This window comes from Mycetocola reblochoni REB411 (genome assembly GCF_900163835.1).
GTDB lineage: Bacteria > Actinomycetota > Actinomycetes > Actinomycetales > Microbacteriaceae > Mycetocola_B > Mycetocola_B reblochoni.
In genome coordinates, this window is record NZ_FUKR01000016.1 from 1 (window position 1) to 24,052 (window position 24,052).

Genomic DNA, 24,052 nt, shown 5'->3' on the forward strand with positions numbered 1-24,052 from the left:
ATCCAGCAGTCCCTCTTCGGAGATTGGAGCGACACAGCATGAACGAACGCACCTGCGTGAGGGGCTGCACTATCCCGGGGGAGCACACGGCGCAGTGTTTGCGTGACCGTGTGCTCTCCGGGGCCGCAGAGTGTGCAGGGTGCTTGCCGGTGATGGCGAGACCGGGCGTGCTCGTGTGCCAGCAGGACTGGGACCGGTTCATCGGGGGGCTCGAGATCGTCGCCGATTTGGTGGCGCATCTCAGAACGGTCATCGACCCGATGAAGGCGGCACAGTACGGCGAACGAGTATCCACCAGTCGCGTTCACGCGCCTGCACCGTTGGACCTCAACGCTGTAGACGCCGCCGACCAAATCACCCAGACGGTCATCGGCCAGGCGGAGTTCCACGGCGACGAAACGGAGTACCACGGTTGGCGCGATCACGTACCAGCCGGCGCTAGTGCGGAACTCGCCTACATGTACGTCGGCTCGGCGGCCGAATACCTCATCTACCACGCGCACACGATCCTCAACGGCCGTTTCGCCGCCGACACCATCAACACCATCCTCTACGGCCGCGGCTGGACCATCCACCGCGCAACCGAACGATGGCCCCGCACACAAAAGCCCTACATCGCCGAACCCCCCTGCCCCTCCTGCGGCATGAAAACCATCATCGCCACACCACCACCAATCCCCGGCGACCCCACTAGTTACGAATGCCGGTCATGCCCCTGGGCACACAACACCCAAGACGACGCCATGACCGCCTACCTCGAAGGAGAACCAACATGACCGAGAACATCGACCACAGGACGGAAGCGCTTGAGCGGTTGGGCGACGTGTGGGACCCGATGGATGCGGAGATGTTCGCTGCCGCCGATAGCCAGGTGAAGATGGCGCAGGTTCACGCGACCCTCGCTCTCGCGGAGCAACAGCGCATCGCCAACCTCATCGCGCTGTACCAGGCGGACTCGGACATTCTCGATGACCCGAGATTTGATGCCGCAAAAGCCGACATTAGGAAGGCGCTGGGGCTGTCATGAGCGAGCGGGACTGCTTGCAGTGTGGTGAAAGCCAGGCCGCGATCCGAGCAAGCCAGAGCGCCAGAGACCCCATCTTCTGCGGTGCCGTGGATTACTTCGGAGAGTGCGAGTGGGAGCAGGAACGTCACCGGTTCCGAGACTGGTCAGACAAGGAGCTGATCGAGGGCTGGAAGGTGCAACCGGAGCACGTGGACAAATACCGGCGAATCATGAACGGCCTCGGCGACACGCTCATCGCCAAGAACCAGGCATGCGGCGACAGCGCACTCAACCCCGTCCGCATCTTCTCCGCCGCGGACACAACAGAACAGCTCAAGGTCCGCATCGACGACAAACTCTCACGCCTCAAACGCGGCAACAACGCCGGCGAAGACGTCATAACCGACCTCATCGGATACCTCGTGCTACTCAAAATCGCCAACAGGCAGGAGCCCGAATGAACTGGGTGACGATGAACAAAGCCGCCGAACTCGCAGGACGAGACAAACGCACAATCCGCAGATGGGTCTCCGCCGGCAAAGTCAGACGCCTCGGAACCTACACCGACACCCTCGTCTACCTACCCGACATCCAGCAGGTGAAAACCACCCAAAGCAAAATGTCCTAGATGTCCGAATCATGTGGTACGCTAGACGTACCAAGTTCCGAACGCCCTGGAAAAGACCCACCAGTCTTCTCCGGGGCGTTCGGCATTTAACAAGACTTGCGGCCACACCGACACCAACAACCAGCACAGACGCCACCCACCACGGCCCACACCGCCCAGTAGACCTAAACGTCCTGGCAAGCGTGCGGAAGACCCTGGGGTGAGCAAGTACGCGCAACGGTCGGGGCCGCAACACACTTACCGCAGCTTGGGGAGCTCGGTAAGCCAGGAACGCGCACCTGGCGAGGGAGAACGCGCACAGGAAGTCTGCAAACAGAGCCAACGACGGAGGACGGGCAGACAGGCCGGATAAGAGGGTGAAACCGGCACCAACAAGCGTAGGTAGCCCAACAGGCAGAGGCAACGGACTCAAAACCCGTCAAGTGTGGGTTCGAACCCCACCCCACGCACGGCAACTCGACACATCGAGTCGCAACTAGAAATCGCACGCTCGGCCCTGGTTCCAGCTGGGTTTCTGGGAATTGCTCCCCATCGTCTCCGGGATTGATGGGGCTTTGAAAAGGGCGTCACTAAAGGCATCCGACTCCTAACGGAGAGCTTTCGGTGCAGACGTGCACACGGCAAGCACCTATGCCCGTAGCTCAGATGGCAGAGCACCGGTCTCCAAAACCGGGCGTCGCAGGTTCGAACCCTGCCGGGTATGCCAAACACGGCTGAGGACAAAGGAGCGCCATGTCTCGAACTGACAAGGACCAGCCCTTCAAACACACCGGAATCTGGACTCACCGCTACTGGACCAGCCCCAAAGGGCACGGCGCCTGGGCAAGGAAACTCAGGCGGCGACGACGAGCCCACGAACAACACGAGCTTCGCCAAAGCCGCGAACCGCAACCCCGATCCCCAATCGGCCACCTCTACTACGACTAGCCCCACAGTGAAGGAGCAACCCCAACGTGTCCATCCGCGACCGCCACGACCTCAACCAGCTCCTCACCAACGGCACCAACAACACCGAACTCGCACACCAACTCGGCACCAGCGAAACAACCATCCGCCGCATCCGCAACGAACGCGGAATCCCACTCGAGGCACCCACAACGAACGCGCCAACCAGCGCAGGCGAATCAGAAACACACAACCCAGACGGAACCTCCTCATACGTCCGCTACAGCGAACGCCCCTGGGGCTACAACGACTACCGCGACTTCATCCGCACAGTCGGACAAGACCCCGACAACGTCACCTTCACCTGGGGCTGGACCTCCAACCCCGCCGGCGGATTCTGGAACAAACTCAACAACGTCCGCCCCGCCAACGGACACGAAGTCCCAGCCGAGCTCATCGACTGGGACGCACTCCGCAAGAACATCTGGAACGCACGCCAGCCCACCACAGCACACCGCGAAGGAACACCCGTCGCAGCCGTCCTCAACCTCGCCGACATGCAACTCCACAAAGGCGACCCCGCCGCAACGATCGCCCGCATCAAGAACGGCGTCCACAAGTTCCTCGACCACATCGAAGAACAACGCGCAGCCGGATACGGCATCAACGAAGTCGTCATCGTCAACAACGGCGCCCCCTTCGAAGGCATCGCAGGCAACTACGCCAACCAGCCCCACACCACCCACAAGGGCGGCCTCAGAGCACAAATGAACGCCGTCCTCGACATCTGGGCATGGACACTCAACACCGTCATCCCCAACTTCAGGGACGCGCAGTTCGTCACCGTGCACTGCAACCACACCCAGTTCGGCAGACAAGGCGGAAGCAAAGACGCCATCACAGGCGACTCCGACACCGGCGGCGCATTCCTCGCAGAATGCCTCCGCCGCGAATTCCGCCACATCTACCCAAACATCAACTGGGTCATCCCACACGACCAAATGAACGTCTACACCACAGCAGCCGGCGTCAACCTCGGCTTCAACCACGGCCACAAAATCCCCGGCTCCGGTGCACAAGCGTTCGAGAAATGGCTGGGCGGGCAAGTGCGCTACGACCGTGACGCCTACAACACACAGGTCTGGGTAACCGCGCACAAACACCACTACGCCGCATGGGACATGGGATCAGCATTCGTCTACCAAGCACCATCCTGCGACGACGGCTCCAAATGGCTCACCGACACCACAGGACAGCACGCACGCTCCGGCCTGCTCGCATACCTCGTCGGCAACCACGACCCCATGCACACATCACACGCCGTATTCCTCTAAGGAGAACCGCGATGAGCGCCTACACATGCGACGACTGCGGCCGAACCTGGCCCTCAATCGCCGCCATGATGCTCTGCCCATGCAACACCAACAACGACGTCAAAACAGGGAAAACACGATGACCAACGACCGCGAGTTCAACCGCATCATCCGACGCGACAAAGCCACACGAACAGCGGGCACCATCCTCGGCTGGGCAACCATCGCACTCATAGGCTCACTCATCGCCTGGGGCCTCGTAGCCATCTGGACAGCGATCCTGGCATAACCACAGGGGGTGGCTAAACGACATGGCCACCTCCCGCACAGGCACCACCCGGTGGAAGAACATCACCACCCGCCGCCGCCACACCGACCGCCACCTCACCACCTGCCCTGAATGCAACACCACCCTCAACTGGGAGCAAGGCCAACAACCCAACAGTGCTGAGGTGGACCACATCATCCCGCACGCACAAGGCGGACAAGACACCTACGGCAACACGCGCATCATCTGTAGGCGCTGCAACCAATCGCTCGGCGCAAAGCAATCACGCACCCCGCGCCCACGACGCAACACACGCACCGTCAGACCCGAAAACACATCCGAATGGTGAAGCACCATGCGCGGGGCACGGGACGCGGCAACACATAGGGGGGGCATGCCCCTCCCGCCCCCTCCACGTTCGCACCCAGCGGTATAGCGAGATCCCCCCGTGGGGTATTTTTTTGACCGGCATCCCCGAAACGTTTGTTCACCGGGGCTTTTTCTTTGGCGGTGGTTCTCGTGTCTCGTCTTGAGGATTTGCAGTCGATGGCTCGGATTGTGTGGGAGTCGGTTGAGGTGTGCGACCCGGAGCGTCGTGCTCCGTTGGTGAATCAGTGGCGTGCGTTGTCTGCGGAGATCGCGGAGTTGGAGAAGGCGGAAGCGCCGGCTGATAGGGGGACTCCGCTTGATGAGCTCAGGAAGCGACGTGACGCTAGGAAGTCAACAGCCTCGGGTTAGTTTGCACCCGGCCGCGGAGGATTTTGCGGATGCCGTTGAGGCCGTGGAGTTGGCGGCAAATTATGGCTTGGTCCCTGACCCGTGGCAGGAGCATGTGCTTCGCGGCTGGATGGGCCGGAAGCGTGACGGGTCGTTGGCGGCTGGCCGTTGTGGTGTTGCGGTGCCTCGGCAGAATGGCAAGAACGGTTCTGTCGAGATTGTGCAGTTGCACAAGATGGTCATGCAGGGGCGCCGGATCTTGCATACCGCGCATGAGGTGAAGACTGCTCGTAAGGCGTTTCAGCGGTTGGCGTCGTTCTTCGAGAACGAACGCAAGTACCCAGAGCTTGCGGAGCTGGTCAAGGAAGTGCGCCGGACGAACGGGCAAGAAGCGATCGTTCTGCTGAATGGTGCTTCGGTTGAGTTCGTTGCGCGGTCTCGTGGTTCTGGGCGTGGGTACACGGTTGACGACTTGTTCTGCGACGAAGCGCAGGAGCTCACCGATGAGCAGCTCGAGGCGTTGTTGCCGACGATTGCTGCAGCTCCGTCGCAGGACCCGCAGATTGTGTTTCTGGGTACGCCTCCTGGCGAGAACGCAGCGGGCGAGGTGTTTGCTCGTGTGCGCGCTGAGGGGGTGCTGGGGCGCGATAAGCGTCTTGCCTGGGATGAGTGGTCGATACCGGACGAAATGACCGTTGCTGAGGCGGTGAAGCGTTGGCGTGAGCTTGCTCCGCTGACTAATCCTGCGTTGGGTTTCCGGTTGCGGATGACGACGGTGGAGGACGAGCTCAAGGCCATGAGTGGCGAGGGGTTCTGCCGCGAGCGGCTGGGGCGCTGGGACAGCATCGCTGGCAACGCGGCTATCAGCTGGGATGCCTGGAACGATTCTCGGGGGTCGCAGCCTGTATCTGATGCACGCACCGTTTTCGGCGTGAAATTCACGGTCGACGGGTCGGGGGTGGCGTTGGCAGCAGCCCGCCGCCCCGTGGATGGCCCGGTGTATGTCGAGGCTATTCGGCAGGCGAATTTGGGTGAGGGCACTCAGTGGCTTGTGGATTGGCTGTCGGAGCGGCACCAGCGTGCGGCTCAGATCGTGATCGATGGCAAAGCAGGTGTCGGTTATCTGGTGAACGCTTTGCGCGAGGCCGGGGTCCGGAACAAACGCTTGGTTCTGCTGCCGACTTTGGATCAGATTCTGTCGGCGCATTCGATGTTCGAGCAGGCGGTGACGATGGGGCTCTTGTCGCATGGGGATCAACCGGAGCTGGACGATCAAGTTCGCGCGGCGTTGAAGCGAAAGATCGGTACATCGGGCGGTTTCGGTTGGGATGCGCCTGATGGGGGGAGTGTGGCGATGTTGGATGCGGTGACGCTTGCCCATTGGGGGGCGAAGACGACGAAACGGAATCCGGGGCGTTCGGGTGGGGCGGTGGTTCTGTGACTGGTGTTGCGGTTGAGGGGTTGCTGCCCGTTCGTGCGGTTGGGCTTTCTGAGGATGAGGCTGCGACGCTGGGGAGGCTGCTCGAGCGGTGGGCTTCGAAGCGGCAGAAGAACGCGCTGCTCGGCGTGTACTTCGACGCTCACAGGCCGTTCAGGGATCTCGGTATTTCGGTTCCGCCGCAGATGGCTTCGGTTCGGGCGGCTTTGGGGTGGCCTGCGAAGGCTGTGCGCGCGTTGGTGCGTAAGCACCAGTTCGAGGGCTTTTCGTTGGCAGGCGATCTGGACCCGTTTGATGTGGGCGAGACGCTGGCGGAGAACTCGTTCGATGTGGAGTTCCTGCAGGCGCTGTCGTCGACGTACAAGCATTCGTTCTCGCTTCTAACGTCGACCGCGGGCGATTCTGGGGAGCCGGATGTTGTTATCCAGGCCAGGGACGCTGAGTGGTCTTCTGCCCTGTGGGATAAGCGGCGCCGTGAGGTTGAGGCAGCGCTGACGATTACGGACGCTGACGATTACGGCGTTCCGACGTCTGCTGTGCTGTATTTGCGCGGTAGCACCATTCGTCTTGAGCGGTCTTGGGGTGTGTGGAAGGTTGAGCGGCTTCCGAACCCGACTGGGCGGACTTTGGTTGAGGTTTTGCCGCATGATCCGCAGTTGTCTCGGCCGTTTGGGCGGTCTCGGATTACGCGCGAGGTCCGGTATCTGACGGATGCGGCCATTCGGACGTTGATGCGCGCGGAAACTGGTGCGGAGTTCTTCGCGTCTCCGCAGCGGCATGTGTTGGGCGCGCATGAAGATGCGTTCAAGGATGAAACGCGGTGGACAGCGATCACGGGGCGCGTGTTGGCTTTGTCCGCGAACGAGGAGGGCGACCTTCCGCAGGTTGGGCAGTTCCAGCAGATGAGCATGGAGCCACATCTGTCGATGTATCGACAGTTGGCGCAGAACTTCTGTGCTGAGACTTCGTTGCCGATGTCTGCTGTTGGGTTGTTCACTGATTCTCCTGCTTCGGCTGAGGCGATGCAGGCTGCTGAGGCTCAACTTGCGGAGGATGCTGAGTATCAGTGGCGGGTTTTCCGTCCGGCGTTGTTGCGGTTGCAGCAGAACGTTGTGATGTTGCGCGATGGTACGGATCAGGTGCCGACTGATTCGTGGCGTGCGAATGTGAATTGGACGCCGGCTCGTTGGGTGTCTCCGCAGGCTGCGTCTGATTTCGTTGTGAAGGCGGTCGCGGCGATGCCTGAGCTTGCTCAGACGTCGGTGATGATGCGCCGCCTGGGGCTGTCGCAGGGCGAGATTGATGAGATTCTGACGGAGCTGACTCGGGCGAACGCTTCGGGCATCCTCGACCGCGTTCTAGCGGCTGCGGAACCCTTGGCGCCGGCCGCTGTTGCCGATGAGCCTGCCGCTGAGGTGACGGACGTTGTCGCCGCGGGCTGACACCGCCCGTTTGCGGGCGGCCTCGAATCGTGTCGCGTTGTTGGCTCGGCGGGACTTGGCGGCGTGGTTTGCGTCGGTACGTTCTGCCGGGCCTGATGCGGCGCGGGACGGCCTGTTGACGGTTGTGCCCGCGTTGGTGTCTCAGTATGGCGATGTTGCGGCGACTGTTGCGGCTGAGTGGTACGAAGAGATCCGCGCGGCCGATGTTGGCGGTTCGTTCCAAGCGCGATTGTCTGCACCGACGGCACCTGCAGCGGTGAGCGGTACGGTTCGGTTCGCTGCAGGGCAGTTGTGGGCGGATAACGCGGCTGGGACGTTGGCGTTGGTGCAGGCAGCAATGAGCCGTTACATCTTGGATCGGGGCCGGGACACGATCGTCGATAACACGGTCGCGGATCGTCGTGCTGCGGGGTGGCAGCGGTTCACGTCGCCTACAGGGTGCGATTTCTGCGTGATGTTGTCGATGCGCGGGGCCGTGTACAAGGAGTCCACGGCCATGTTCGCGTCTCACGACAACTGTTCGTGCAGCGCTCGCCCGTCTTGGGATCGCGACGCGCCTGAGGTGCCGGCGATTGCTTATGTGGCGTCACAGAAGACGTCGAACATGAGCGAGTCAGCGCAGGAACAGCATCGTGAGCGTGTTGCTGTATGGATTCAGCAGAACCGTGACCAGCTAGACGAATTCCGGGCCGCGCTTTAGCCGGCCTGTTCAAGACCACCGCCTTCCGGGGCGGTTTTTTCATATCAATTTGCCGCGCAGTCCCGCATGGGCGAGCGGCTACCCGCATGGGGAGGGAATGCACTGATGAGTGATGTTGAGGCACCGGCCGAGGGCGTCGACCAGGCTGAGAGTTCTGCACAGAACGAAACGGACTGGAAGTCCGAGGCGCGTAAGTGGGAGTCGCGCGCGAAGGCGAACAAGGACGCTGCTGAAGAGTTGGCGGCTGTTCGTGAGTCGCAGAAGTCTGAGGCCGAGAAGGCAGCGGACCGGTTGAAGGCGGCGGAGGCCCGCTTGGCCGAGTTTGAGGCGAGGGATCAGCGGGCCGCGACGGTCCGCGAGGTTGCGGCCGCGACCGGCCTTGATGAGGCCGCGGTTTCGGTCCTCGCAGGCGGGTCAGCCGATGAGCTCACCGCTGCGGCCGAGGTGCTGAAGCCGCTGATCAGTGCACGTCAGGCAGGCCCGGTCGTGAAAAACGCCGGCGACCAGCCCGACCACAAGTCCAGTCCCGAGAGCGAGTTCTTGTCGAGCTTGTTCTCCGGGGCTTCTAACTAACTAGAGGAAGGACAGCTATGGCTGTTTTTGGTAGCGGGGATCTGAAGAACCTTCCCCGGAGTATTGCAGATGGCATCGTGCGTGATGTGCAGACGGCGTCGACTGTGGCGGCGCTTTCGGGCCGTGAGGCGATGCGGTTCGGCAACACGGACATCATCACGTTCAACGACGTGCCGCGTGCGGAGTTCGTTGGCGAGGGCGCCGAGAAGGGCTCTACGACTGGGGCGTTCGGTTTCGTTACTGCGAAGCCGCGCAAGGCACAGGTCACGATGCGCTTCAACCAGGAGGTGCAGTGGGCTGACCAGGATTACCAGCTTGGTGTTCTGAATGAGCTTTCGGCCGCAGCTCGCACCGCGTTGGCTCGCGCACTTGATCTGGGTGTCTACCACCGAATCAACCCGATCGACGGGGCGGCGATCAAGTCGTTCACTGAGTATGTCAACGGGACCACGCTTCGTGTTGAGGCGTCGGACACTCCCGACCTGGACCTCGAAGCGGCCGGCGGGCTTCTCATCGGCAACCAGAAGAACATCAACGGCATCGCGATCGACCCGTCGTACGCGTGGAAGATCTCGACCGCGCGTTACAGCGACGGCCGTAAGAAGTTCCCCGAGCTGGGCCTGGGCATCAACGTGTCCAGTTTCGAGGGCATCGCCGCGTCGGTGGGCAACACGGTTTCCGGCCAGCCCGAGGCGGCCGACACTCGCGTGAAGGCCATCGTTGGCGACTTCCAGTCCGGTATCCGTTGGGGCGTGCAGCGCGAGCTGCCGCTCGAGCTCATCCAGTTCGGTGACCCGGACGGCCAGGGCGACCTGAAGCGTCAGAACCAGATCGCTCTGCGCCTCGAGATCCTTTACGGCTGGTACGTCTTCCAGGACCGCTTCGCAGTCATCGAGGCCGGTGCCTAGCCTGCGGCGTTTCCGTAATTCGGTGAGCGGTGCCGTTATCCGTGTGGATGATGGCACCGCTCGCCGGTTGGGGCCGGAGTGGGTTGACATTTCGGCGCTTGGAAAGGCGCCGAGGGGGAGGAAGAAGAAGGATGAGTCAGGCGATTAAGCAGGTCCGTGTCGTTGCGGCGACAGCTGCGGTGCAGGGCCAGGATTTCGAGCCCGTGGCGTTCTTTGAGGCAGATGGCAAGCCTGTCGATGTTGGCGGCGCCGCGGCTGTTGCTGCGCTTGAGGCGCGGGTCAAGGCGCTCGAGGACGCAGCTGCCGGATAGGGGTTCTGATGGCTGTTGAGCCGTTTCCGTTTGCGACTGTCGATGAGTTGAAGGAGCGTTGGCCTGACTTCCCGCTGGGCGGAGAAGGGCACGCGGCGGTTCTGCTCGATGACGCATCGCAGTACATTCTGGACGTTTGCCCGTCCGCGGCATCGGTGAGCTCGTCAACGCGGCGTCGCGTGGTGTGTGCGGTCGTGCGGCGGGCGATGCAGGCGGAGAGTAATGACCTGGCGGGTATGGAGTCTCAGCAGATGACTGCGGGCCCGTATTCGCAGACGTATAAGCCGTTGAACCCGCATGGTGATTTCTATTTGACGTCACAGGAGCGCAAAGCGTTGGGCTTCGGCCGGCAGGCAGCGTTCGAGGTAGATCTCCTGGCGGGGCGCGAGCCTTTCGATCCTCTGTCGGTGTTGCCGTGATCGTGGGCGAGACAGTTGTGGTCGAACGGCGCACGCAGGTCGGTGTGGACCCTGGCAACAACGCGGTGTTCGAGTGGGCGCCCGAGAGTGTCGATGACGTTCTCGTGGCGCCTGGTGCTCGGGCTGATGTTGTTGAGTCGGTTCGCCCTGCTGGTGTTGATGTGCGTTACACGTTGCATTTCCCGAAGGGCTACCCGGCGACGTTGCGTGGTGCACGGGTTCGTGTTCGCGGGCAGGAGCCGTTGGCTGTTGTTGGCGACCCGGACCATTACATTGCGGCGAACACTCCTACTCGTTGGTCTATGCCGGTTGAGGTTGGGAGGGTCGATGGGTAAGAACATTCGAGTCAGGATCAACTACAAGGGTGCGAATGCTGTGCGCAATGATCCGGCTGTTCAGCAGGAGTTGCTGTCAATCGCGGGAAAGATTCAGGACGCCGCAAACTCGGGTTTGACTGGCGCTTCTTCTGATGCGATGTATCAGGCGGAGGTCGAGCCTGGGCGTAAGCGTGCGCGTGCGGCTGTTTGGACAGGTGGCTATGCGTCGATCAGGGACAACGCCCGGAACAACACGCTGCTGCGGAGTCTGGATAGGGGCCGATCGTGAACGTTGAGGCTGCCCTTGTCCAGTATTTGAACGGCACGGGTGTTGTTCAAGCGTTTACTGATGTGCCGGCTGACCGTCCTGCACAGTTCGTGACGGTTGAGCGCACTGGTGGCGCGTTGTCGTCGGTCGTGCGCGATCAGGTGTCGCTGGCTGTGCAGGTGTGGGGTGGAACGCGTTACGAAGCGTCGGAGCTTGCTCTGACTGTGCGCGACACGATCACCCGGTCTGTGTTCAACATTCCAGGGTTCGCCAGGGTCCGCGTGGAGGGACTGTACAACTTCCCCGACCCGGACTCGAAGCAGGCGCGCTACCAGCTCACCGTCGAGGTCATCGCGCGGGCCGACTACTAACGCCCGCACCAATTATTGCCCCGCCGATGCGCGGGGCTTTCGCATTTAACAAGAGGGGGAAGCATGGGGGCACCTAACAGCGCCAACGTGTCTGTTGGAAAGCCGCAGGCGGCGGGCGGGATTTGGTTCGGGCCGTTGACGGCTACGACGCCAACCGACCCGTTCAGCGAGCTCGTCGGGTTCACTGGCGGCGGGTACGTGTCCGAGGACGGCCTGGTCAACGGTATCGAGGCAGACACGGAGAACATCGTTGCGTGGGGCGGTGACACTGTTCTGACGGTGAAGACGTCGCACACGGAGACGTTCCAGTTCACGTTCATCGAGACGACCGCTGATGTGCTGAAGCAGATCTACGGGCCGGAAAACGTCATCGTCAACATGGAGACGGGCGTGCTTGAGGTTCGGCACACGGCGAAGGATCTGCCGCGTGTTCAGTACGTGTTCGAGATTCTGCTCACCGGCAACAAGGTGAAGCGCATCGTCATCCCGAACGGCCAGGTCACCGAGATTGGCGAGATCTCGTATGTCGACGGCGAGACGATCGGGTACCAGCCGACGTTGTCGGCGTACCCGGACGAGAGCGGTGTGACCGCGTACGAGTACATCGCGACGACGGTCGAAGAGTCGGGCGAGTAGCAGGGCTGGGGTGGGGCGGATGGTTTCCGCGCCCGCCGCCTCATCCCATTTTCTCAGGGGCGCGGTACGACTTGAAAGGGGCGCGGATGCCTGATGTGAAGTTGAAGACGATCAAGGTGCAGGGTGTGGAGCTCCGCATCGACCCGGGTGTTCTGGACGACTTCCGTGTCGTAGATCTCCTCGACCAGATCCAGTTCGAGCCAGGCAAGCAGACCCGCGCGGCCGGCCTGCTGCGGCTGATCGTGGGGGAGCAGTTCACTGACCTGCTAGACGCGTTGACGGACGAGGAGACGGGTCGCGCGTCAACGGAGAACGCGGTTCAGGCGCTGATGGACATCATGAAGGAGCTTGCCCCAAACTCCTGACGCTCGTAGCGCTGTTGCGTGATCATCCTGACGAGGTTCGGGCTGATCTGCAGCGGTTCTACGGGCTCAATCTTGACGGCTTGTACTCGGGGGAGTGCAGGCCGCTTCACGTCGCGGTGTTGGTCGCCCAGTTGCCGGCTGAGGCGCGCACAGTTCAGGTGTTGTCGCCCGCAGCGCAGTGGTCCACGACGGAGCACCTGCTGGCAAACGCGGTGGACATGCTGCAGCTCATTTGGCGTGCCGTTTTGGGCAAGAAGGCGCAGAAGCGCCTGGGGAAGTTCGTGCCGATCGAGCGGCCGGGCGACCGGGAGAAGAAGCGGGGCCGTCTGGCTGGTGCTTTGTCGATGGATCTAGACGAGGTGAAGCGGCGTCTTGCCCTGCCCCGTCGGGGGTAGGGGGATGTATGGCGACGGAGCTTGCTGCTGCGTATTTGACGTTGATGCCGACGTTGAGGGGGTCAGCTAAGGAGATCTCGAAACAGCTTGGCGGGATTGATGTTTCGTCAGCGGGCCAGAAGGTTGGTGGTGGGCTAGGCGCTGCGATCGGTAAGACGCTGAAGGGTGGCGCGCTTGTTGCGGCGGGTGCCGGTGTTGCCGCGATCGGTACGGCGATGGTCAAAGGCTTCCAGCGGCTGAACGCGATCGATCAGGCCACAGCGAAGCTCAAAGGATTGGGCAAATCGCTTGAGGAAATCGACGCCATCAAGGACGACGCACTGACGTCAGTTCAGGGAACGGCGTTCGGGTTCGGTGACGCTGCTGGCCTCGCAGGAATCATGGTTACGGCGGGGATCAAGCCGGGCGAGCAGCTGCAAGGTGTTCTGAAATCAGTTGCTGACTCGGCCACTCAAGCTGGCACCGATCTAGGAGATATGGGCCAGATCTGGGGCAAAGCCGCCGCGAAGGGGAAGATCGACGGCGAAATCGTCCAGCAGATGATGGAGCGTCAAATTCCGCTCCTCACATATCTGGGTGAGTACTACGGCAAGAACGCCGATGAAGTCCAAAAGATGGTCTCTAAGGGCGAGGTTTCTTTCGAAGACTTCGCGGCCGCGATGGAGAAGAACCTTGGCGGCGCGGCATTGGCATCCGGCGACACGTTCACTGGCGCTCTAGCCAACGTCGGAAGCGCGCTGGGTCGAGTTGGCGCGAACTTTATGGATGGGTTCTTCCCGAAGTTGGCGCCGCTCTTCCAGTCTCTGACAAACGCCATGGGCCCGCTTGAGTCGGCGGCTGGCGCGATCGGGGAGAAGGTCGCGGCGGTCTTGGTGCCCGCGATCGAGTTCCTCACGAATTTGATGAGCGGGGAGGGCTCGGGCGGCGGGATCTTCGAGGCTTGGCTCGCATACGCGAAGCCGATGGCCGACGCGTGGGTGCAGGTCGGGGCCGCTCTTGCTCCCGTCGTGCAGGGGCTGCTTTCCCAGCTCGGGCCTATTTTCGAGCAGCTCGCCCCGGTGCTGGGGCAGATTGGTCAGCTGCTCGGAGGTGTGCTGGTTCAGGCAGTTACCGCGTTGGCGCCACTGTTCACTGAGCTTGTCACGATGCTGCTGAATTTGGCCGGTCAGGTTCTCCCTGTGCTGTTGCCTGTACTGACGGCGCTCGGGCAGCTTCTGTCGTCGGTATTCGCCGCGGTGTTGCCTGTGATCAGTTCACTGTTTTCGGCACTCATGCCGATCATCCAGGTGATCGCTGACTTGCTGGCGGCAGTGCTCACGCCTGTGCTGCAGGCGCTGCAGCCAATCTTTGACGCACTGACCCCGGTGCTGACGTTCCTGGCCCAACTGATCGGTGCGGTGCTCGTCGAAGCGATCAACGTTCTGTCGCCGATCCTTGAATGGCTGGCAGGCGTTCTTGGGGACGTCCTCGGGCCGGCGATCACCGCGCTTGGCGACATGCTGTCCGGGCTCATCGACTTCATCGTCGGGGTATTCACGGGCGACTGGGAGAAAGCGTGGGAAGGCATCACGAGCTTCTTCACCGGCCTCTGGGAAGGACTTGTCGGCATCGTGAAGGGTGTCGTGAACGGCATCATCGACCTCATCAACGGGGCGATCGGTGGGATCAACGACATCGCCGGGGCTGTCGGTGGTGCGTTCGGTATCGACATTTCTATTCCGAGCATCCCGCATCTGGCGGACGGGGCGACGGTGAAACCTCGTCGCGGCGGAACGGTGGCGTTGCTTGCGGAGGCTGGCAGGGCGGAAACGGTCGTCGACACCGGGAAGATGAACGCGCTCATGGATCGTGTGCTTTCAGGATCTGTCGGCGCACAGGGGAATGCGGGTGGTCCGACTGTTCAGGTCGACGTGCACGCTGCGCCGGGCATGGACGAGGCCGCTGTCGGGCGCATCTCTGGCAATCAGGCTGCGTCGCAGCTGCGGAAGGCGGGGTTCTGATGGTTGCTGATGCTGGGTTGATGGTGCGGGTGGGTGGTGTCGATTTTGTCGGCGCCACCCGCCCTGACGATTGGCGTAAAGGTGCGTTCTTGATCACCCGGGCAGGCTTGGACGGGTGGGAGGACGGCGTCGATGTTCGGCAGCAGGCTGTGGAGTACAGCATGTCGAACGGGTCTTATGACCTGGCGCCGCGTCTTGCTTCTCGGGTGGTTCAGGTCACGGGGAAGGCGTTGGCTCCTGACCCGGTGACGTTGGGGTGGATGCGGTCGAAGCTATCTGGGCTCGGTGCTCGTGGTGAGCAGATGAGCGTCGAGGTCACGATGAACGGGTGTACGTCGTGGGCTCGGTGCCGGTTGGGTGCTAAACCGCAGTTCACGGATACGGGGCGTCGCAGTGGCGTGTGCGAGGGCGATTTCGTGGTCCAGCTGTGGTGTCCTGATCCTCGGAAGTTCGGGGAACGGAAGGTGTTCTCGGGCCGGTCGGTGCAGGTGTTCCATCGTGGCAACTTCGATGCTTCGCCGACGATTCAGGTCCGCGGGGCGTTGTCTGGCGGCTACACGGTGTCGTCGTCTGATGGGCGCACGTTTCGGGTGACGGAGGCGTTGACGTCTTCGCAGGTCCACACGATCAACACGTCCACGGGGGTGCTGCGTGTCGATGGCAGCGCAGTGTTTGGTTCGGTGACGTCGGCGGACTTGTTGAAGGTGGCACCGGGCACGACCCCGACTTTCACGGTGACGTCGGGGGCGACGTTGACGGTGCCGGTATACGACACGTTCATTTAGGGGGGGTCTGATGCCGTTTACGTGGCATGTGCATGACACGAGCACGGGCGAGCGTCTGATGGATGTCGAGCCGGTGTCGGGGTCGTGGGAGTCGAAGCTGAACGGGGTGGCGTCGGGGTCGGCAGTGTTCCAGCTCGGCGGCACGGTGGACGTTGTGCCTTACAGGGCGTTGTTCAACGTGTCGGACTGGTCGCGCACGATCGTGACGTGTTGGAACGGTCGCCCGGTTGCTGACGGTGTGATCAAGAAGACTGACTGGGACATGGACACAGACCAGATCACGGTGTCTTACGACTCGTATCGGACGATGTTGTCGCGGCGTACGACGTTCGGCTCCGACGGGTACACGGGGCATCAGGCGAACAACTACTTCATGTTCACTGATCAGTCGGGCAGGTCGTTGGCGAATAACTTGGTGTGGGTCGCCCAGCAGGGGCCACGGGCCGGGTATGACTTGCGGATCTCATACGGGACCAGGTCGGAGTCGGGCCCGTTCGATCGTGACTACCGGGACTACAACGGTGTCGTTGTAGAGGAGGCGATGCAGGAGCTCACCGATTCGGAGGGTGGGCCGGACGTGGAGTTGCGGCCGGTGTTGTCGGGCCGGGATGTCCTGTCGTGGGAGTTGCGGGCAGGTAACCCTCGTTTGTCGCATGGCAGAGTCGATTTTCATTTGGGCGATCAGCACGCGCTGACGGGGATTAAGAGGTCGCGCGATGCGGGCCGGTTGGCGTCGCAGGTATATGTGCTGGGTCCGGGGCAGGAGCGTAAGAAGCTGTGGGCTGAAGCGTCACGGTCTGCATCGATGGGGTTGGACGTGATCGAGTCGATGACTGACCAGGACCGCCAGAAGGCGTTGCAGCAGCGCGCGAACTCGTTGCTGGCAACGTATCGGACTGGTGTGGAGCAGTGGTCTATGTCGTTGATTGCGTCGGCTTCTCCGGGTTTGTCGAGTGTGTACTTGGGCACGGTGCTGCGGGTGTTCTTCCCGTCCGGCCGGCTGGTGTCTGGGTGGCGTGAGTTTCGGGTGATTGGCATGTCCGGGTCTGTGAGCACGGATTCGGTGGCGTTGACGGTGGAGGTTGTGTAGATGGTGATGATTGATGATCCGTCGAGGGCGTATGCGGATTTGGCGCGGCGCATTAAGCGGTTGGAGAATGCGTCGCCGTTGGGGTACTCGTCGGTGTCTCGCGGCGCGGTGGAGATCCTGTCGCAGGATGGTCTGATCGTTGAAGGGTCTGCATCCGTGACGGGCCTGCTGAAGGGTTCGGGGACGTTGAATTGGACGGGCCCGGCGAATCTGAATGGCAAGGTCAGTGTTGGCGGGAACATCAGCGCAACCGGGACGGCAGAGTTCGGCGGTAAGACCACGATCAGTGGTGACGCGGACGTGTCAGGGAAGCTGAACGTGACTGGGGATACGAGGTTGCGGGCGAATACACGTATCGAGGGGAAGGCGACCCTCGAAGACGACCTGACGGTGACTGGAAACGGTCGCATCAAGGTCGGAACGGGAATGACGCTGACGCCTCAGACCTTGAACGGTTTCGCTCAGATTCAGGCGCCGGCGGGGCTGAAGATCGCGGGAGACAACCTGCAGGTTGATGGGTTCTTGGCCGTCTCGCAGCGAATCTCTGCGAGCGGCCGGATCTTCGCCAACGGCGGCCTAGAAACGACGGGGCCCAAAAACTTCGTCATGCGGCATCCGGACGACCAAACGAAGGTGCTGAGGCACGGAGCTACTGAGTCTCCGGTGTCGGGAATCGAGTACTGGGACTCAGCTGTCATCGGTGACTCGGGGGTCTATGAAGTGCGGCTCCCGGACTACTTCGAGTCCCTGGCAAAGCCTGAGGGGCGCACGGTGTTCGTAACTGGAAACGGGTTCAGCCCGTCTTGGACGAAGATCACGGCAGGGCGGTTCACTGTCTCTGGCGAGCCAAAACGATCGTTCAGCTGGCTAGTCAAGGCCGAGCGATACGGGGGAGACTTCGACTTGATCTCCGACTACGAAGAGAACTCGGGGCAGTAGACCTCGGTGGCCCACGCGCGGAGCACGTTTGAAGAGGGATAAACGCCCGACTCGGCGTCACGGGACTCTTCGAGCAACTTCACGTCGTCTCGCGCCACGCCGTCTTCGAGCTGGTCGCATGCTTCGTGCCCGAGCTCGATCGCTTCCGCGTCTGGCAGATCGCCGTAGTCGGAGTAGCGCTCGAGCTGGGGTCGCGCGCCCTCGATGAACTCGGCGTCCTCCGCGCTCAATGCCTCGGCAGCGGGCTCCGGTGTGGCGGCGTCTGCATCGGTTGCGGTGGCTGCTTTCGCGGCCGCGGTTGCCTCGGGGGCGGCCGCCGTGCTGCCGTTTGTCGCGCTCTGGCTGCTGCATCCGGTGAGGAGGAGCGCGGCGATAGCGAGAGCGGTCACGGTGGGGGCCGTTTTGTTCATGCGCTCAGGTTAATGCCTGGGCGCTGCTTTTAAAAGGACGGAGGGCGGCATGGCCATATCCGAGAGCGGCACAGTAACGGTCACGGGCTCAGCGACAGAGCAGGGAACGATCATCGTGACCGGTAATCAGTTCGAGCCGAGAGCGACCTCGCGGTTGCACATCACAGACAGCACAACCCCGTGATCGGTCTGAATGATCTGGTGCGATACGGGCACCCAACCTTCGCCGTTCTGCTTGATGAAACCGTCGTCATGGAACAGCGCCAGGCCCGTGAACTTACCTGGGGCAACCTCATCGTCACCGAGGCCGATATAGAACATCCGAGTGTCAAGCATGGCGTGAGTCTACTTGGCCGAATCAGAAGGGGGAGGGCGGCATGGTGAGTGTTCGTGTTCTGAGTGGGCAGGCAGCCGGTAAGCATCTGGCCGAGTTTGGGTCGGTGACGCCGGGAACCTGCTTGAACGTGGTGTGGCAGGCGTTCGGGTCTCCGGTGTCGACGGACGGCGCCAAGTACGGCGGGTACGGGGTCGCGTTGGAGGCGTACCGGTCCGCACGCGACAAGGGAGCAATCCGCGGCACACGCCTCGAGGACGCCCCAGACGGGGCGGTCCTGTACTGGTCGAACGTGTGGGGCACCTGGAAGGGCTACGGCTGGTCTGACGCCGGCCACATCGCAATCAAGGGCCGTGGCGACACGATCAACACCATCGACCTGCCTACGCGGGGGCGTGCCGGGGTGGTCACGATCGCACAATTCAAGGCCGCGTGGTCGTGGCTGAAGTTCGAGGGGTGGGCGTCCGGTGAGGGCGCGTTCCTTGGGCACACGGTGAAGACAGCATCAATGCTGCCGGAACCGGTCACGCCGGCGACTGCTGGGGGGAAGAAGGGGGACGACGTGCCGAATCATGGGACGAGCGTGAACAAGAAGATCAAGCTGACTGCGAAGCCGGGGGTGTGGCAGACGGCACCGATCAGGGACAAGCGGGGGAACCGGTACGACTTGGTTTCGGCGGGCGTTGGGGCGAAGCGGGTGACGGGGGAGTTCTCGTTGCGTGTGGTCGGGCTCGCTGCCGGGCAGTCATTCAACGCGCGCGCGGTCGTGGTGAACAAGAACGGCAAGACCGTCGCCGGTTTCGGGCCGGTCGTGGTGCATGGCAAGTCGGGCGCTTCGTATGCGTCCGTGCCGTTCACGGGCGATGTGGGCAAGGGAAACCTTTTGCGGTTGCAGGTCGACGTGGCGGTGCAGGGCGTGACGATCGAGGAGGTCCGCGGCCGGGTGTTCGAGTGGGTGCTGTGATGGGCGAGGCGGGGGATCGCATCGCGGACTTGAAACAGGACGTGAACGCCGGATTTGAGCGCATCGAGAAGCACCTCGACAAGCTCGTCACTAAAGGGGAGCTGAACGCCACCGTCGAACGACTAGACGCCCAGCACGCGACACTGCGCAAGGACCACGACGCGCTCAAGGCGGACGCAGATGCGGAGCACTCGACCATCCGGCGCGAGGCGGTGAAGCAGGCGGAAGACCTTGCTACTGGCGTGAAGTGGTGGGTCGGTATTGCGCTGACGATTCTGGGCTTTGCGGTGACGTTCTTGTCGCCGTTGCTGAGGGACTGGATGTTCCGGTAGCCAGCCGCTGCGGTCGTGCGTAACGGCCGAATGTCTTTGAAGGGTCCGCCATGACGGCGGGCCCTTCCGCTTTTAAGAGGGGGATTCTGTGAGTGATTATCTTGTTGGCCTGATTCGCACGTTCGTGCCGTCCGTCGTGGGCGCACTGTTCGCGTGGCTGATCACTGTCGGCGTGGAGGTGGACGCGACGGCGCAAGCGTCGCTCGTGTCCGCGCTGACGGCGATCCTGACTGCCACGTACTGGGCGATCGTCGCGGGCTTGTCGAAGCGGTGGCCGTTCCTGCAGGGCCTGCTTGGCGTGAACAAGGCCCCCGAGTACACCGCCACGACGGCGACTGTGCCTGCGGACGAGCCCGTGGAGGGCGACTGAATGGCGACGTACACGGGGACGCTGACCGACTGCGGCTTCAGCGCTGCCTTGTCGTCCCCGCGCGTGCTGTTCATCCCCGGCGATAGTGCGGCGGGGATCTCGAAACAGGCAGGGCGGGTGATCGCTACGAAGCCGGTGCAGGCGACGCTCTCGGCGGACGGGTCGTTCTCGGTGAACGTGGTGTCGTCGGAGGAGCTCATCGGGGCACGGGAATCAACGGTGCCTTACACGGTGCGTGTCGAGTGGCTGGACCAGGCCGGCCAGTACGTCGGGCTGGACGTGTACCAGGTCATGCTCCGCGCGGCAGGTGGACGGGTGGCGGACATGGTCGACCCGCGCTTGTCGCAGCCCGCGCACGTAATCGTTTCGGAAGTCGAGCCGGCCGTGTGGCCGGTGGGGTGGGTGTGGGTGGACTCCTACACCGGGGATGCGCGAAGGAAGGTCAGCTGATGGCGGTTGAGTACTTGGGCAACTGGAAGGGCCCGCGCGGCGTTCAGGGAAAACGTGGAGCGAGAGGCCTACCCGGGGTCAATGCAGTCGAGAACGATGCGGCTGTCGCGGCCTACCTTGCAGCTGAAGACTCCGCGTCTGGGCGCGAGCTCGCGAGGCGCGTAGGGCAGGTCGCACTATCAACGGCTGACTTCGGCGCGGAGCCCGACAGCGGAATCGACGCCACACCTGCAATCCAGGCCGCTATCGACGCGGCCGGACCCGGCAAATCAGTCATTCTCGCCCCCGGAAACTATGCAATCGGCGGACGGCTCAGGCTCCGAAACGTAACCCAGCTCCACGGCTACGGTGCAACCCTCACGCGCACACAGTACGCAGGCCTCCCCACAGAAGGACTGATGGTCGTCAACTGGGACGAGGGCGACTACACCACAACCGGATACAACGGGCACTCCGACATTGGCGTGTACGGAATCACGTTCGACTTCGCCGGCGACACCATCGAGCACGCCGGTAACACGGTCACCTTCAACCACGCACGCAACATCACCTTCCGGGACTGCACGTTCCGACGAGGCCGCGGATACCACGACCTCGAGCTCAACTCGACAGACGGGGCGCTGATCGACAACTGCACCTTCGCCGGATTCGTGGAAACCGCTGGCCTGCCCGGCAAGGAAGCTATCCAGATCGACGTTGCACAGTATGGCGACGATGACTCAGGAGCCAAAGACGGGACGATGGCGAAGAACATCACCGTCCGCAAGTGCACTTTCACGTCATACGGCGAACTGCCTGGCGCACCTACAGGCGTCGGCTCTCACGCACGCGACGGCGGCAAACAGTACGAAGGAATCACCATCACCGACTGCGTATTCACTGGTGGGACTGGGCGCGCAGTTGATGGCTGGTACTGGTCGAAGTCATCCGTAACCGGGAACACAGTGTCTGGCTACACGCAGGGAATCCGTCTCGTTGACAGCCACGATTCCGCCGTCAATGGCAACCAGATCTCCAGCGTTGTTTCGCAGGGAGTGTCGCTGGGGACGAACAGCACGGGAGTTGCCGTCGTCGGCAACACGATCTCCGACTGCGCCGCGGGCGTGTTCATCGGTGACGGCGGGCGCGGCAACACGGTCAGCGGAAACACAACCGTTCGCACGTCCTCGTACGCGGCAATTGTGGAGGGGGCAGACGAAACGTTGATCTCCGGAAACACGTTCCGCAGCCCCGGGTACCCGGCTGGAGCATTCGGTGCCGTTCGCATCACGTCCAACGCATCGACAAGCACATCGTGGGGAACATCCGTCACTGCGAACAAGGTCATCACCCACGGCGCCGGCACGGAAGTCAGCGCGGGCGTCTCCGTTGTTTCCGACGCGCAAGAAACGTGGGTGTTCGGCAACGACTTCCGAGGCCTCGCGCAGGCGACCACAGGGCCTGTGAACACGACAAGCAACAGGACTTAGGGGAGTAATGACTGAAGAGATCACACACGGCAAGGTAGTCGGGCGGGTACTGCGGGCCTCGAACACGACTCCCGAGGTTGAACCCGACCCCACATACGCGGCGATCCCGTCGGCGCGGGTCGAGTTCAAAGCGCAGCTTCCAACACCCTGGTTCAAAGCATTGATGTCGTCAGACCCGACCTCCGTGTTCCTGCAGACGTTCTGGGCCGAGACCGACGACGACGGCTACATCGTGGACGCCGCGGGCAACCACGGCATCATGCTCCCAGCCTCCGTAGACCCTTCATTGGGGTACTCGGAATGGGTGTGGCGGGCGACGATCAAGACAGCCGTCGCTGCGACAGTCGCGGTCGACTTCGTGCTTCCTGCCTTCACCGCAGAAGGCGACGAGGTCGATGTGACCACCGTGGCACGGGTGCCTGCCGACCCGGGCCGCGAGCTGGGGGCCTGGGACGCCTTGTACCTGCGCGCCCGCAACCAGGTCGCACGTGTACAGGCTGCTGGCTCAGCGGCAGTCGCGGACATCGAGGACGCTGCAGGTGGCGTTGAACAGCGGGCGGTCGCCGCGGCGACCGCAGCTGCGGCTGACTACACGGTGCAGTCGGGCCAGGCACGCGACGAAGCACGGTCCGCGGCCTCGGACGCTGCAGCAGTCGTGGACACGGTCACCGCGCAGGCCCAGCACGCAACAGCAGAAGCATCAAGGGCAAAGGCCGAAGCGGACCGGGCACAAGGAGCCGCCGATAGTATCGACGTCACGCTGTCCACGGAAGCCACGGCCGGTACGGTCCCCGTGCGCGGCGCAGGCGGCGTGCTACCTGGCATCGGCGCACCCGTGTCAGGGACGGACGCTGCTACCAAGCAGTACGTCGATTCGGTCGTCCCGGCCGACCACGCGTGGCAAGCGTTGGTGCTCAACCCCGGCTTCACAGGTTTTGACTCGCCGGCCGTGTGCATCCGCGCAGGGCGGGTCTGTTTCCGGGGGTCCGTGAAGCGCACGGCAGGGGTATTCCCAGCGAACACCACGGGCGACACAGCGATGTTCGTGCTGGACGACTGGGCTCGCCCTACCGCCTACGGCAGGCATGTTCTGCCCGGGTACGGCAGCGCGACGGCGAACGGTCTCGGCGTGACCGTTTCTGCGTCCACGGGCCAGGTTGTTGGTTACGGTGTCGGCGCGAGCATGGACCAGGCCTATCTCGATTCGCTGGGCTGGCCTGCCAAGTAGACGTATCGCGGGGCGCTCACTTCGGTGGGTGCCCCGCGTTTCGTCGTTGGTGCCGCGTCCACGTCGACCAGGTGACCTCGGCGGCCATGCGTAGGTCTGGGAAGTAGCCGATGAGGGAGCGTCCCTCGGACTGGGCGGCGTAGGTCACGGCACGGTACAGCTTCCGGTCCCGCACGGTCACGGTGCGGATGATCGCGATGCGCCGGTCGCGGTCGGCGACGAGCCACTGACCGGGAGGGAACTCGGTCAGCAAGCTCATGGGGGTCCAGTGCTGCGCCACAACCTGTGACGCTACCGGTGACGGCTGACGTTCAGTCGCGCTCCACCATCCACTGCAGCGGGCGCCACCCATCCGGGATCTGCGACTCAGCCAATGCCTTAGCCTCCTCATACGAGCCAGCCTCGACCGTCACCTCACGCACCTCAACCGGCGCGATCGTCACCTCAACGCGCATAACCACAAGGCTAGCCGCGAACAGGCGCACAACCTTCCACGGCGAACACGGAACCTGTTAAGCTGAAGGAGCCAACATCCAACCCCTAACAAAGCAAAGCTAAAGAGGCGGGATCAAGCTAGAAAACCCGGCCGACCCAACGACCGGGTTCCCAACCTTCTAGCTAAAGTCCCGAAGGATTGAAGCTACGTGAGCGAAGACTCTCGCGATGACAAGTGCCCGTGCAAGGATCTTGTCAACGTCGGGGGTCTTTCGCGTTTCATCAA

Annotated in this window: 33 protein-coding genes and 2 tRNA genes; 31 read left to right on the top strand and 4 right to left on the bottom strand. The window is 62.6% G+C overall.

Annotation, left to right across the window (positions count from 1 at the left end):
• Nucleotides 1-38: 38 nt before the first annotated feature.
• The 25 genes from FM119_RS02445 (at nt 39) to FM119_RS02545 (ending at nt 17,774) form a co-directional block, all read left to right on the top strand.
• Complete coding sequence (locus FM119_RS02445) at nt 39-776, top strand: hypothetical protein (RefSeq protein WP_143822598.1); 738 nt, start codon at nt 39-41, stop codon at nt 774-776.
• Nucleotides 773-1,027, top strand: a complete 255-nt coding sequence (locus tag FM119_RS02450; RefSeq protein ID WP_087136113.1) for a hypothetical protein — start codon at nt 773-775, stop codon at nt 1,025-1,027. Before FM119_RS02445 ends, FM119_RS02450 begins: the two co-directional genes overlap by 4 nt.
• Nucleotides 1,024-1,467, top strand: a complete 444-nt coding sequence (locus FM119_RS02455; protein WP_143822599.1) for a hypothetical protein — start codon at nt 1,024-1,026, stop codon at nt 1,465-1,467. The genes FM119_RS02450 and FM119_RS02455 overlap by 4 nt, the downstream gene beginning before the upstream one ends.
• Nucleotides 1,464-1,634, top strand: a complete 171-nt coding sequence (locus FM119_RS13785; protein WP_179205164.1) for a hypothetical protein — start codon at nt 1,464-1,466, stop codon at nt 1,632-1,634. Before FM119_RS02455 ends, FM119_RS13785 begins: the two co-directional genes overlap by 4 nt.
• Nucleotides 1,635-2,009: 375 nt before the next feature.
• Nucleotides 2,010-2,083 (top strand) — tRNA-Leu (locus FM119_RS02460).
• A 181-nt stretch (nt 2,084-2,264) separates the two neighbouring features.
• Nucleotides 2,265-2,340, top strand: a tRNA-Trp gene (locus FM119_RS02465).
• Between the two features lie 247 nt (nt 2,341-2,587).
• Entirely contained in the window at nt 2,588-3,853 is a 1,266-nt protein-coding gene (locus tag FM119_RS02470) for an AsnC family protein (protein ID WP_087136115.1), read from the top strand.
• 118 nt (nt 3,854-3,971) lie between these two features.
• Nucleotides 3,972-4,121, top strand: a complete 150-nt coding sequence (locus FM119_RS13790) for a hypothetical protein (protein WP_179205165.1) — start codon at nt 3,972-3,974, stop codon at nt 4,119-4,121.
• Between the two features lie 22 nt (nt 4,122-4,143).
• The gene (locus tag FM119_RS02475) at nt 4,144-4,449 is read left to right on the top strand and encodes an HNH endonuclease (RefSeq protein ID WP_087136116.1); all 306 of its coding nucleotides are present in this window, start codon (nt 4,144-4,146) and stop codon (nt 4,447-4,449) included.
• 339 nt (nt 4,450-4,788) lie between these two features.
• A complete protein-coding gene (locus FM119_RS02480) occupies nt 4,789-6,258 on the top strand; it encodes a hypothetical protein (RefSeq protein WP_087136117.1) in 1,470 nt (489 codons plus the stop codon).
• Nucleotides 6,255-7,697, top strand: a complete 1,443-nt coding sequence (locus FM119_RS02485; protein WP_087136118.1) for a phage portal protein — start codon at nt 6,255-6,257, stop codon at nt 7,695-7,697. The genes FM119_RS02480 and FM119_RS02485 overlap by 4 nt, the downstream gene beginning before the upstream one ends.
• 40 nt (nt 7,698-7,737) lie before the next feature.
• The gene (locus FM119_RS02490; RefSeq protein ID WP_476738874.1) at nt 7,738-8,397 is read left to right on the top strand and encodes a VG15 protein; all 660 of its coding nucleotides are present in this window, start codon (nt 7,738-7,740) and stop codon (nt 8,395-8,397) included.
• Nucleotides 8,398-8,502: 105 nt separating this feature from the next.
• A complete protein-coding gene (locus FM119_RS02495) occupies nt 8,503-8,970 on the top strand; it encodes a hypothetical protein (RefSeq protein ID WP_087136120.1) in 468 nt (155 codons plus the stop codon).
• Between the two features lie 17 nt (nt 8,971-8,987).
• Nucleotides 8,988-9,878 (top strand): phage major capsid protein, encoded by an 891-nt coding sequence (locus FM119_RS02500; protein ID WP_087136121.1) that lies wholly within the window; start codon nt 8,988-8,990, stop codon nt 9,876-9,878.
• 131 nt (nt 9,879-10,009) lie between these two features.
• Nucleotides 10,010-10,189, top strand: coding sequence for a hypothetical protein (locus FM119_RS02505; protein WP_087136122.1), 180 nt, complete (start codon nt 10,010-10,012; stop codon nt 10,187-10,189).
• 8 nt (nt 10,190-10,197) lie between these two features.
• Nucleotides 10,198-10,608, top strand: coding sequence for a Gp19/Gp15/Gp42 family protein (locus tag FM119_RS02510; protein WP_087136123.1), 411 nt, complete (start codon nt 10,198-10,200; stop codon nt 10,606-10,608).
• Between the two features lie 327 nt (nt 10,609-10,935).
• Complete coding sequence (locus FM119_RS13460) at nt 10,936-11,214, top strand: hypothetical protein (RefSeq protein ID WP_143822601.1); 279 nt, start codon at nt 10,936-10,938, stop codon at nt 11,212-11,214.
• Nucleotides 11,211-11,564 (top strand): hypothetical protein, encoded by a 354-nt coding sequence (locus tag FM119_RS13465; RefSeq protein ID WP_179205166.1) that lies wholly within the window; start codon nt 11,211-11,213, stop codon nt 11,562-11,564. Before FM119_RS13460 ends, FM119_RS13465 begins: the two co-directional genes overlap by 4 nt.
• 87 nt (nt 11,565-11,651) lie before the next feature.
• The gene (locus FM119_RS02515; protein ID WP_245827208.1) at nt 11,652-12,200 is read left to right on the top strand and encodes a phage tail tube protein; all 549 of its coding nucleotides are present in this window, start codon (nt 11,652-11,654) and stop codon (nt 12,198-12,200) included.
• A gap of 86 nt (nt 12,201-12,286) precedes the next feature.
• On the top strand, nt 12,287-12,565 hold the full coding sequence (locus FM119_RS02520; RefSeq protein ID WP_087136125.1) for a hypothetical protein: 279 nt from the start codon (nt 12,287-12,289) through the stop codon (nt 12,563-12,565).
• Between the two features lie 14 nt (nt 12,566-12,579).
• Nucleotides 12,580-12,960, top strand: a complete 381-nt coding sequence (locus FM119_RS02525; RefSeq protein WP_087136126.1) for a hypothetical protein — start codon at nt 12,580-12,582, stop codon at nt 12,958-12,960.
• 8 nt (nt 12,961-12,968) lie between these two features.
• On the top strand, nt 12,969-14,960 hold the full coding sequence (locus FM119_RS02530; protein WP_087136127.1) for a tape measure protein: 1,992 nt from the start codon (nt 12,969-12,971) through the stop codon (nt 14,958-14,960).
• Complete coding sequence (locus FM119_RS02535; RefSeq protein ID WP_087136128.1) at nt 14,960-15,745, top strand: hypothetical protein; 786 nt, start codon at nt 14,960-14,962, stop codon at nt 15,743-15,745. The genes FM119_RS02530 and FM119_RS02535 overlap by 1 nt, the downstream gene beginning before the upstream one ends.
• A gap of 10 nt (nt 15,746-15,755) precedes the next feature.
• Nucleotides 15,756-16,835, top strand: coding sequence for a hypothetical protein (locus FM119_RS02540; RefSeq protein ID WP_087136129.1), 1,080 nt, complete (start codon nt 15,756-15,758; stop codon nt 16,833-16,835).
• On the top strand, nt 16,836-17,774 hold the full coding sequence (locus tag FM119_RS02545) for a hypothetical protein (protein WP_087136130.1): 939 nt from the start codon (nt 16,836-16,838) through the stop codon (nt 17,772-17,774).
• Here FM119_RS02545 and FM119_RS02550 read toward each other — a convergent pair.
• Nucleotides 17,750-18,184 carry a DUF732 domain-containing protein gene (locus tag FM119_RS02550; protein ID WP_143822602.1) on the bottom strand — a complete coding sequence of 145 codons (435 nt, stop codon included), beginning with the start codon at nt 18,182-18,184 and terminating at the stop codon, nt 17,750-17,752. The genes FM119_RS02545 and FM119_RS02550 overlap by 25 nt on opposite strands.
• Nucleotides 18,185-18,310: 126 nt before the next feature.
• Nucleotides 18,311-18,520 carry a hypothetical protein gene (locus FM119_RS02555; protein ID WP_087136132.1) on the bottom strand — a complete coding sequence of 70 codons (210 nt, stop codon included), beginning with the start codon at nt 18,518-18,520 and terminating at the stop codon, nt 18,311-18,313.
• Nucleotides 18,521-18,624: 104 nt separating this feature from the next.
• Between FM119_RS02555 and FM119_RS02560 the strand changes: the two genes are divergently transcribed.
• The 6 genes from FM119_RS02560 (at nt 18,625) to FM119_RS02585 (ending at nt 23,331) form a co-directional block, all read left to right on the top strand.
• On the top strand, nt 18,625-19,482 hold the full coding sequence (locus FM119_RS02560) for a hypothetical protein (RefSeq protein WP_143822603.1): 858 nt from the start codon (nt 18,625-18,627) through the stop codon (nt 19,480-19,482).
• On the top strand, nt 19,479-19,814 hold the full coding sequence (locus FM119_RS02565) for a hypothetical protein (RefSeq protein WP_143822604.1): 336 nt from the start codon (nt 19,479-19,481) through the stop codon (nt 19,812-19,814). The genes FM119_RS02560 and FM119_RS02565 overlap by 4 nt, the downstream gene beginning before the upstream one ends.
• 88 nt (nt 19,815-19,902) lie before the next feature.
• Nucleotides 19,903-20,184 carry a hypothetical protein gene (locus tag FM119_RS02570; protein WP_087136135.1) on the top strand — a complete coding sequence of 94 codons (282 nt, stop codon included), beginning with the start codon at nt 19,903-19,905 and terminating at the stop codon, nt 20,182-20,184.
• Entirely contained in the window at nt 20,185-20,634 is a 450-nt protein-coding gene (locus FM119_RS02575; protein ID WP_087136136.1) for a hypothetical protein, read from the top strand.
• Complete coding sequence (locus tag FM119_RS02580) at nt 20,634-22,103, top strand: right-handed parallel beta-helix repeat-containing protein (protein WP_087136137.1); 1,470 nt, start codon at nt 20,634-20,636, stop codon at nt 22,101-22,103. The genes FM119_RS02575 and FM119_RS02580 overlap by 1 nt, the downstream gene beginning before the upstream one ends.
• A gap of 7 nt (nt 22,104-22,110) precedes the next feature.
• Entirely contained in the window at nt 22,111-23,331 is a 1,221-nt protein-coding gene (locus tag FM119_RS02585; protein WP_087136138.1) for a hypothetical protein, read from the top strand.
• A 16-nt stretch (nt 23,332-23,347) separates the two neighbouring features.
• Here the strand turns inward: FM119_RS02585 and FM119_RS02590 are convergent, their stop codons facing one another.
• Both FM119_RS02590 and FM119_RS13795 read right to left on the bottom strand, forming a co-directional pair.
• Entirely contained in the window at nt 23,348-23,590 is a 243-nt protein-coding gene (locus FM119_RS02590; protein WP_087136139.1) for a hypothetical protein, read from the bottom strand.
• 52 nt (nt 23,591-23,642) lie between these two features.
• Nucleotides 23,643-23,786, bottom strand: a complete 144-nt coding sequence (locus FM119_RS13795) for a hypothetical protein (protein WP_179205167.1) — start codon at nt 23,784-23,786, stop codon at nt 23,643-23,645.
• Nucleotides 23,787-24,052 lie beyond the last annotated feature (266 nt).

Coding starts and splice junctions, on each gene's coding strand:
- FM119_RS02450 (WP_087136113.1), top strand. CDS start 773: ATGACCGAGAACATCGACCACAGGACGGAAGCGCTTGAGCGGTTGGGC.
- FM119_RS02480 (WP_087136117.1), top strand. CDS start 4,789: ATGAGCTCAGGAAGCGACGTGACGCTAGGAAGTCAACAGCCTCGGGTT.
- FM119_RS02530 (WP_087136127.1), top strand. CDS start 12,969: ATGGCGACGGAGCTTGCTGCTGCGTATTTGACGTTGATGCCGACGTTG.
- FM119_RS02445 (WP_143822598.1), top strand. CDS start 39: ATGAACGAACGCACCTGCGTGAGGGGCTGCACTATCCCGGGGGAGCAC.
- FM119_RS02500 (WP_087136121.1), top strand. CDS start 8,988: ATGGCTGTTTTTGGTAGCGGGGATCTGAAGAACCTTCCCCGGAGTATT.
- FM119_RS02495 (WP_087136120.1), top strand. CDS start 8,503: ATGAGTGATGTTGAGGCACCGGCCGAGGGCGTCGACCAGGCTGAGAGT.
- FM119_RS13790 (WP_179205165.1), top strand. CDS start 3,972: ATGACCAACGACCGCGAGTTCAACCGCATCATCCGACGCGACAAAGCC.
- FM119_RS02590 (WP_087136139.1), bottom strand. CDS start 23,590: ATGAGCTTGCTGACCGAGTTCCCTCCCGGTCAGTGGCTCGTCGCCGAC.
- FM119_RS02455 (WP_143822599.1), top strand. CDS start 1,024: ATGAGCGAGCGGGACTGCTTGCAGTGTGGTGAAAGCCAGGCCGCGATC.
- FM119_RS02475 (WP_087136116.1), top strand. CDS start 4,144: ATGGCCACCTCCCGCACAGGCACCACCCGGTGGAAGAACATCACCACC.
- FM119_RS02580 (WP_087136137.1), top strand. CDS start 20,634: ATGGCGGTTGAGTACTTGGGCAACTGGAAGGGCCCGCGCGGCGTTCAG.
- FM119_RS02505 (WP_087136122.1), top strand. CDS start 10,010: ATGAGTCAGGCGATTAAGCAGGTCCGTGTCGTTGCGGCGACAGCTGCG.
- FM119_RS02585 (WP_087136138.1), top strand. CDS start 22,111: ATGACTGAAGAGATCACACACGGCAAGGTAGTCGGGCGGGTACTGCGG.
- FM119_RS02540 (WP_087136129.1), top strand. CDS start 15,756: ATGCCGTTTACGTGGCATGTGCATGACACGAGCACGGGCGAGCGTCTG.
- FM119_RS02535 (WP_087136128.1), top strand. CDS start 14,960: ATGGTTGCTGATGCTGGGTTGATGGTGCGGGTGGGTGGTGTCGATTTT.
- FM119_RS02555 (WP_087136132.1), bottom strand. CDS start 18,520: ATGCTTGACACTCGGATGTTCTATATCGGCCTCGGTGACGATGAGGTT.
- FM119_RS13460 (WP_143822601.1), top strand. CDS start 10,936: ATGGGTAAGAACATTCGAGTCAGGATCAACTACAAGGGTGCGAATGCT.
- FM119_RS02520 (WP_087136125.1), top strand. CDS start 12,287: ATGCCTGATGTGAAGTTGAAGACGATCAAGGTGCAGGGTGTGGAGCTC.
- FM119_RS02510 (WP_087136123.1), top strand. CDS start 10,198: ATGGCTGTTGAGCCGTTTCCGTTTGCGACTGTCGATGAGTTGAAGGAG.
- FM119_RS13795 (WP_179205167.1), bottom strand. CDS start 23,786: ATGCGCGTTGAGGTGACGATCGCGCCGGTTGAGGTGCGTGAGGTGACG.
- FM119_RS13785 (WP_179205164.1), top strand. CDS start 1,464: ATGAACTGGGTGACGATGAACAAAGCCGCCGAACTCGCAGGACGAGAC.
- FM119_RS02545 (WP_087136130.1), top strand. CDS start 16,836: ATGGTGATGATTGATGATCCGTCGAGGGCGTATGCGGATTTGGCGCGG.
- FM119_RS02550 (WP_143822602.1), bottom strand. CDS start 18,184: ATGAACAAAACGGCCCCCACCGTGACCGCTCTCGCTATCGCCGCGCTC.
- FM119_RS02575 (WP_087136136.1), top strand. CDS start 20,185: ATGGCGACGTACACGGGGACGCTGACCGACTGCGGCTTCAGCGCTGCC.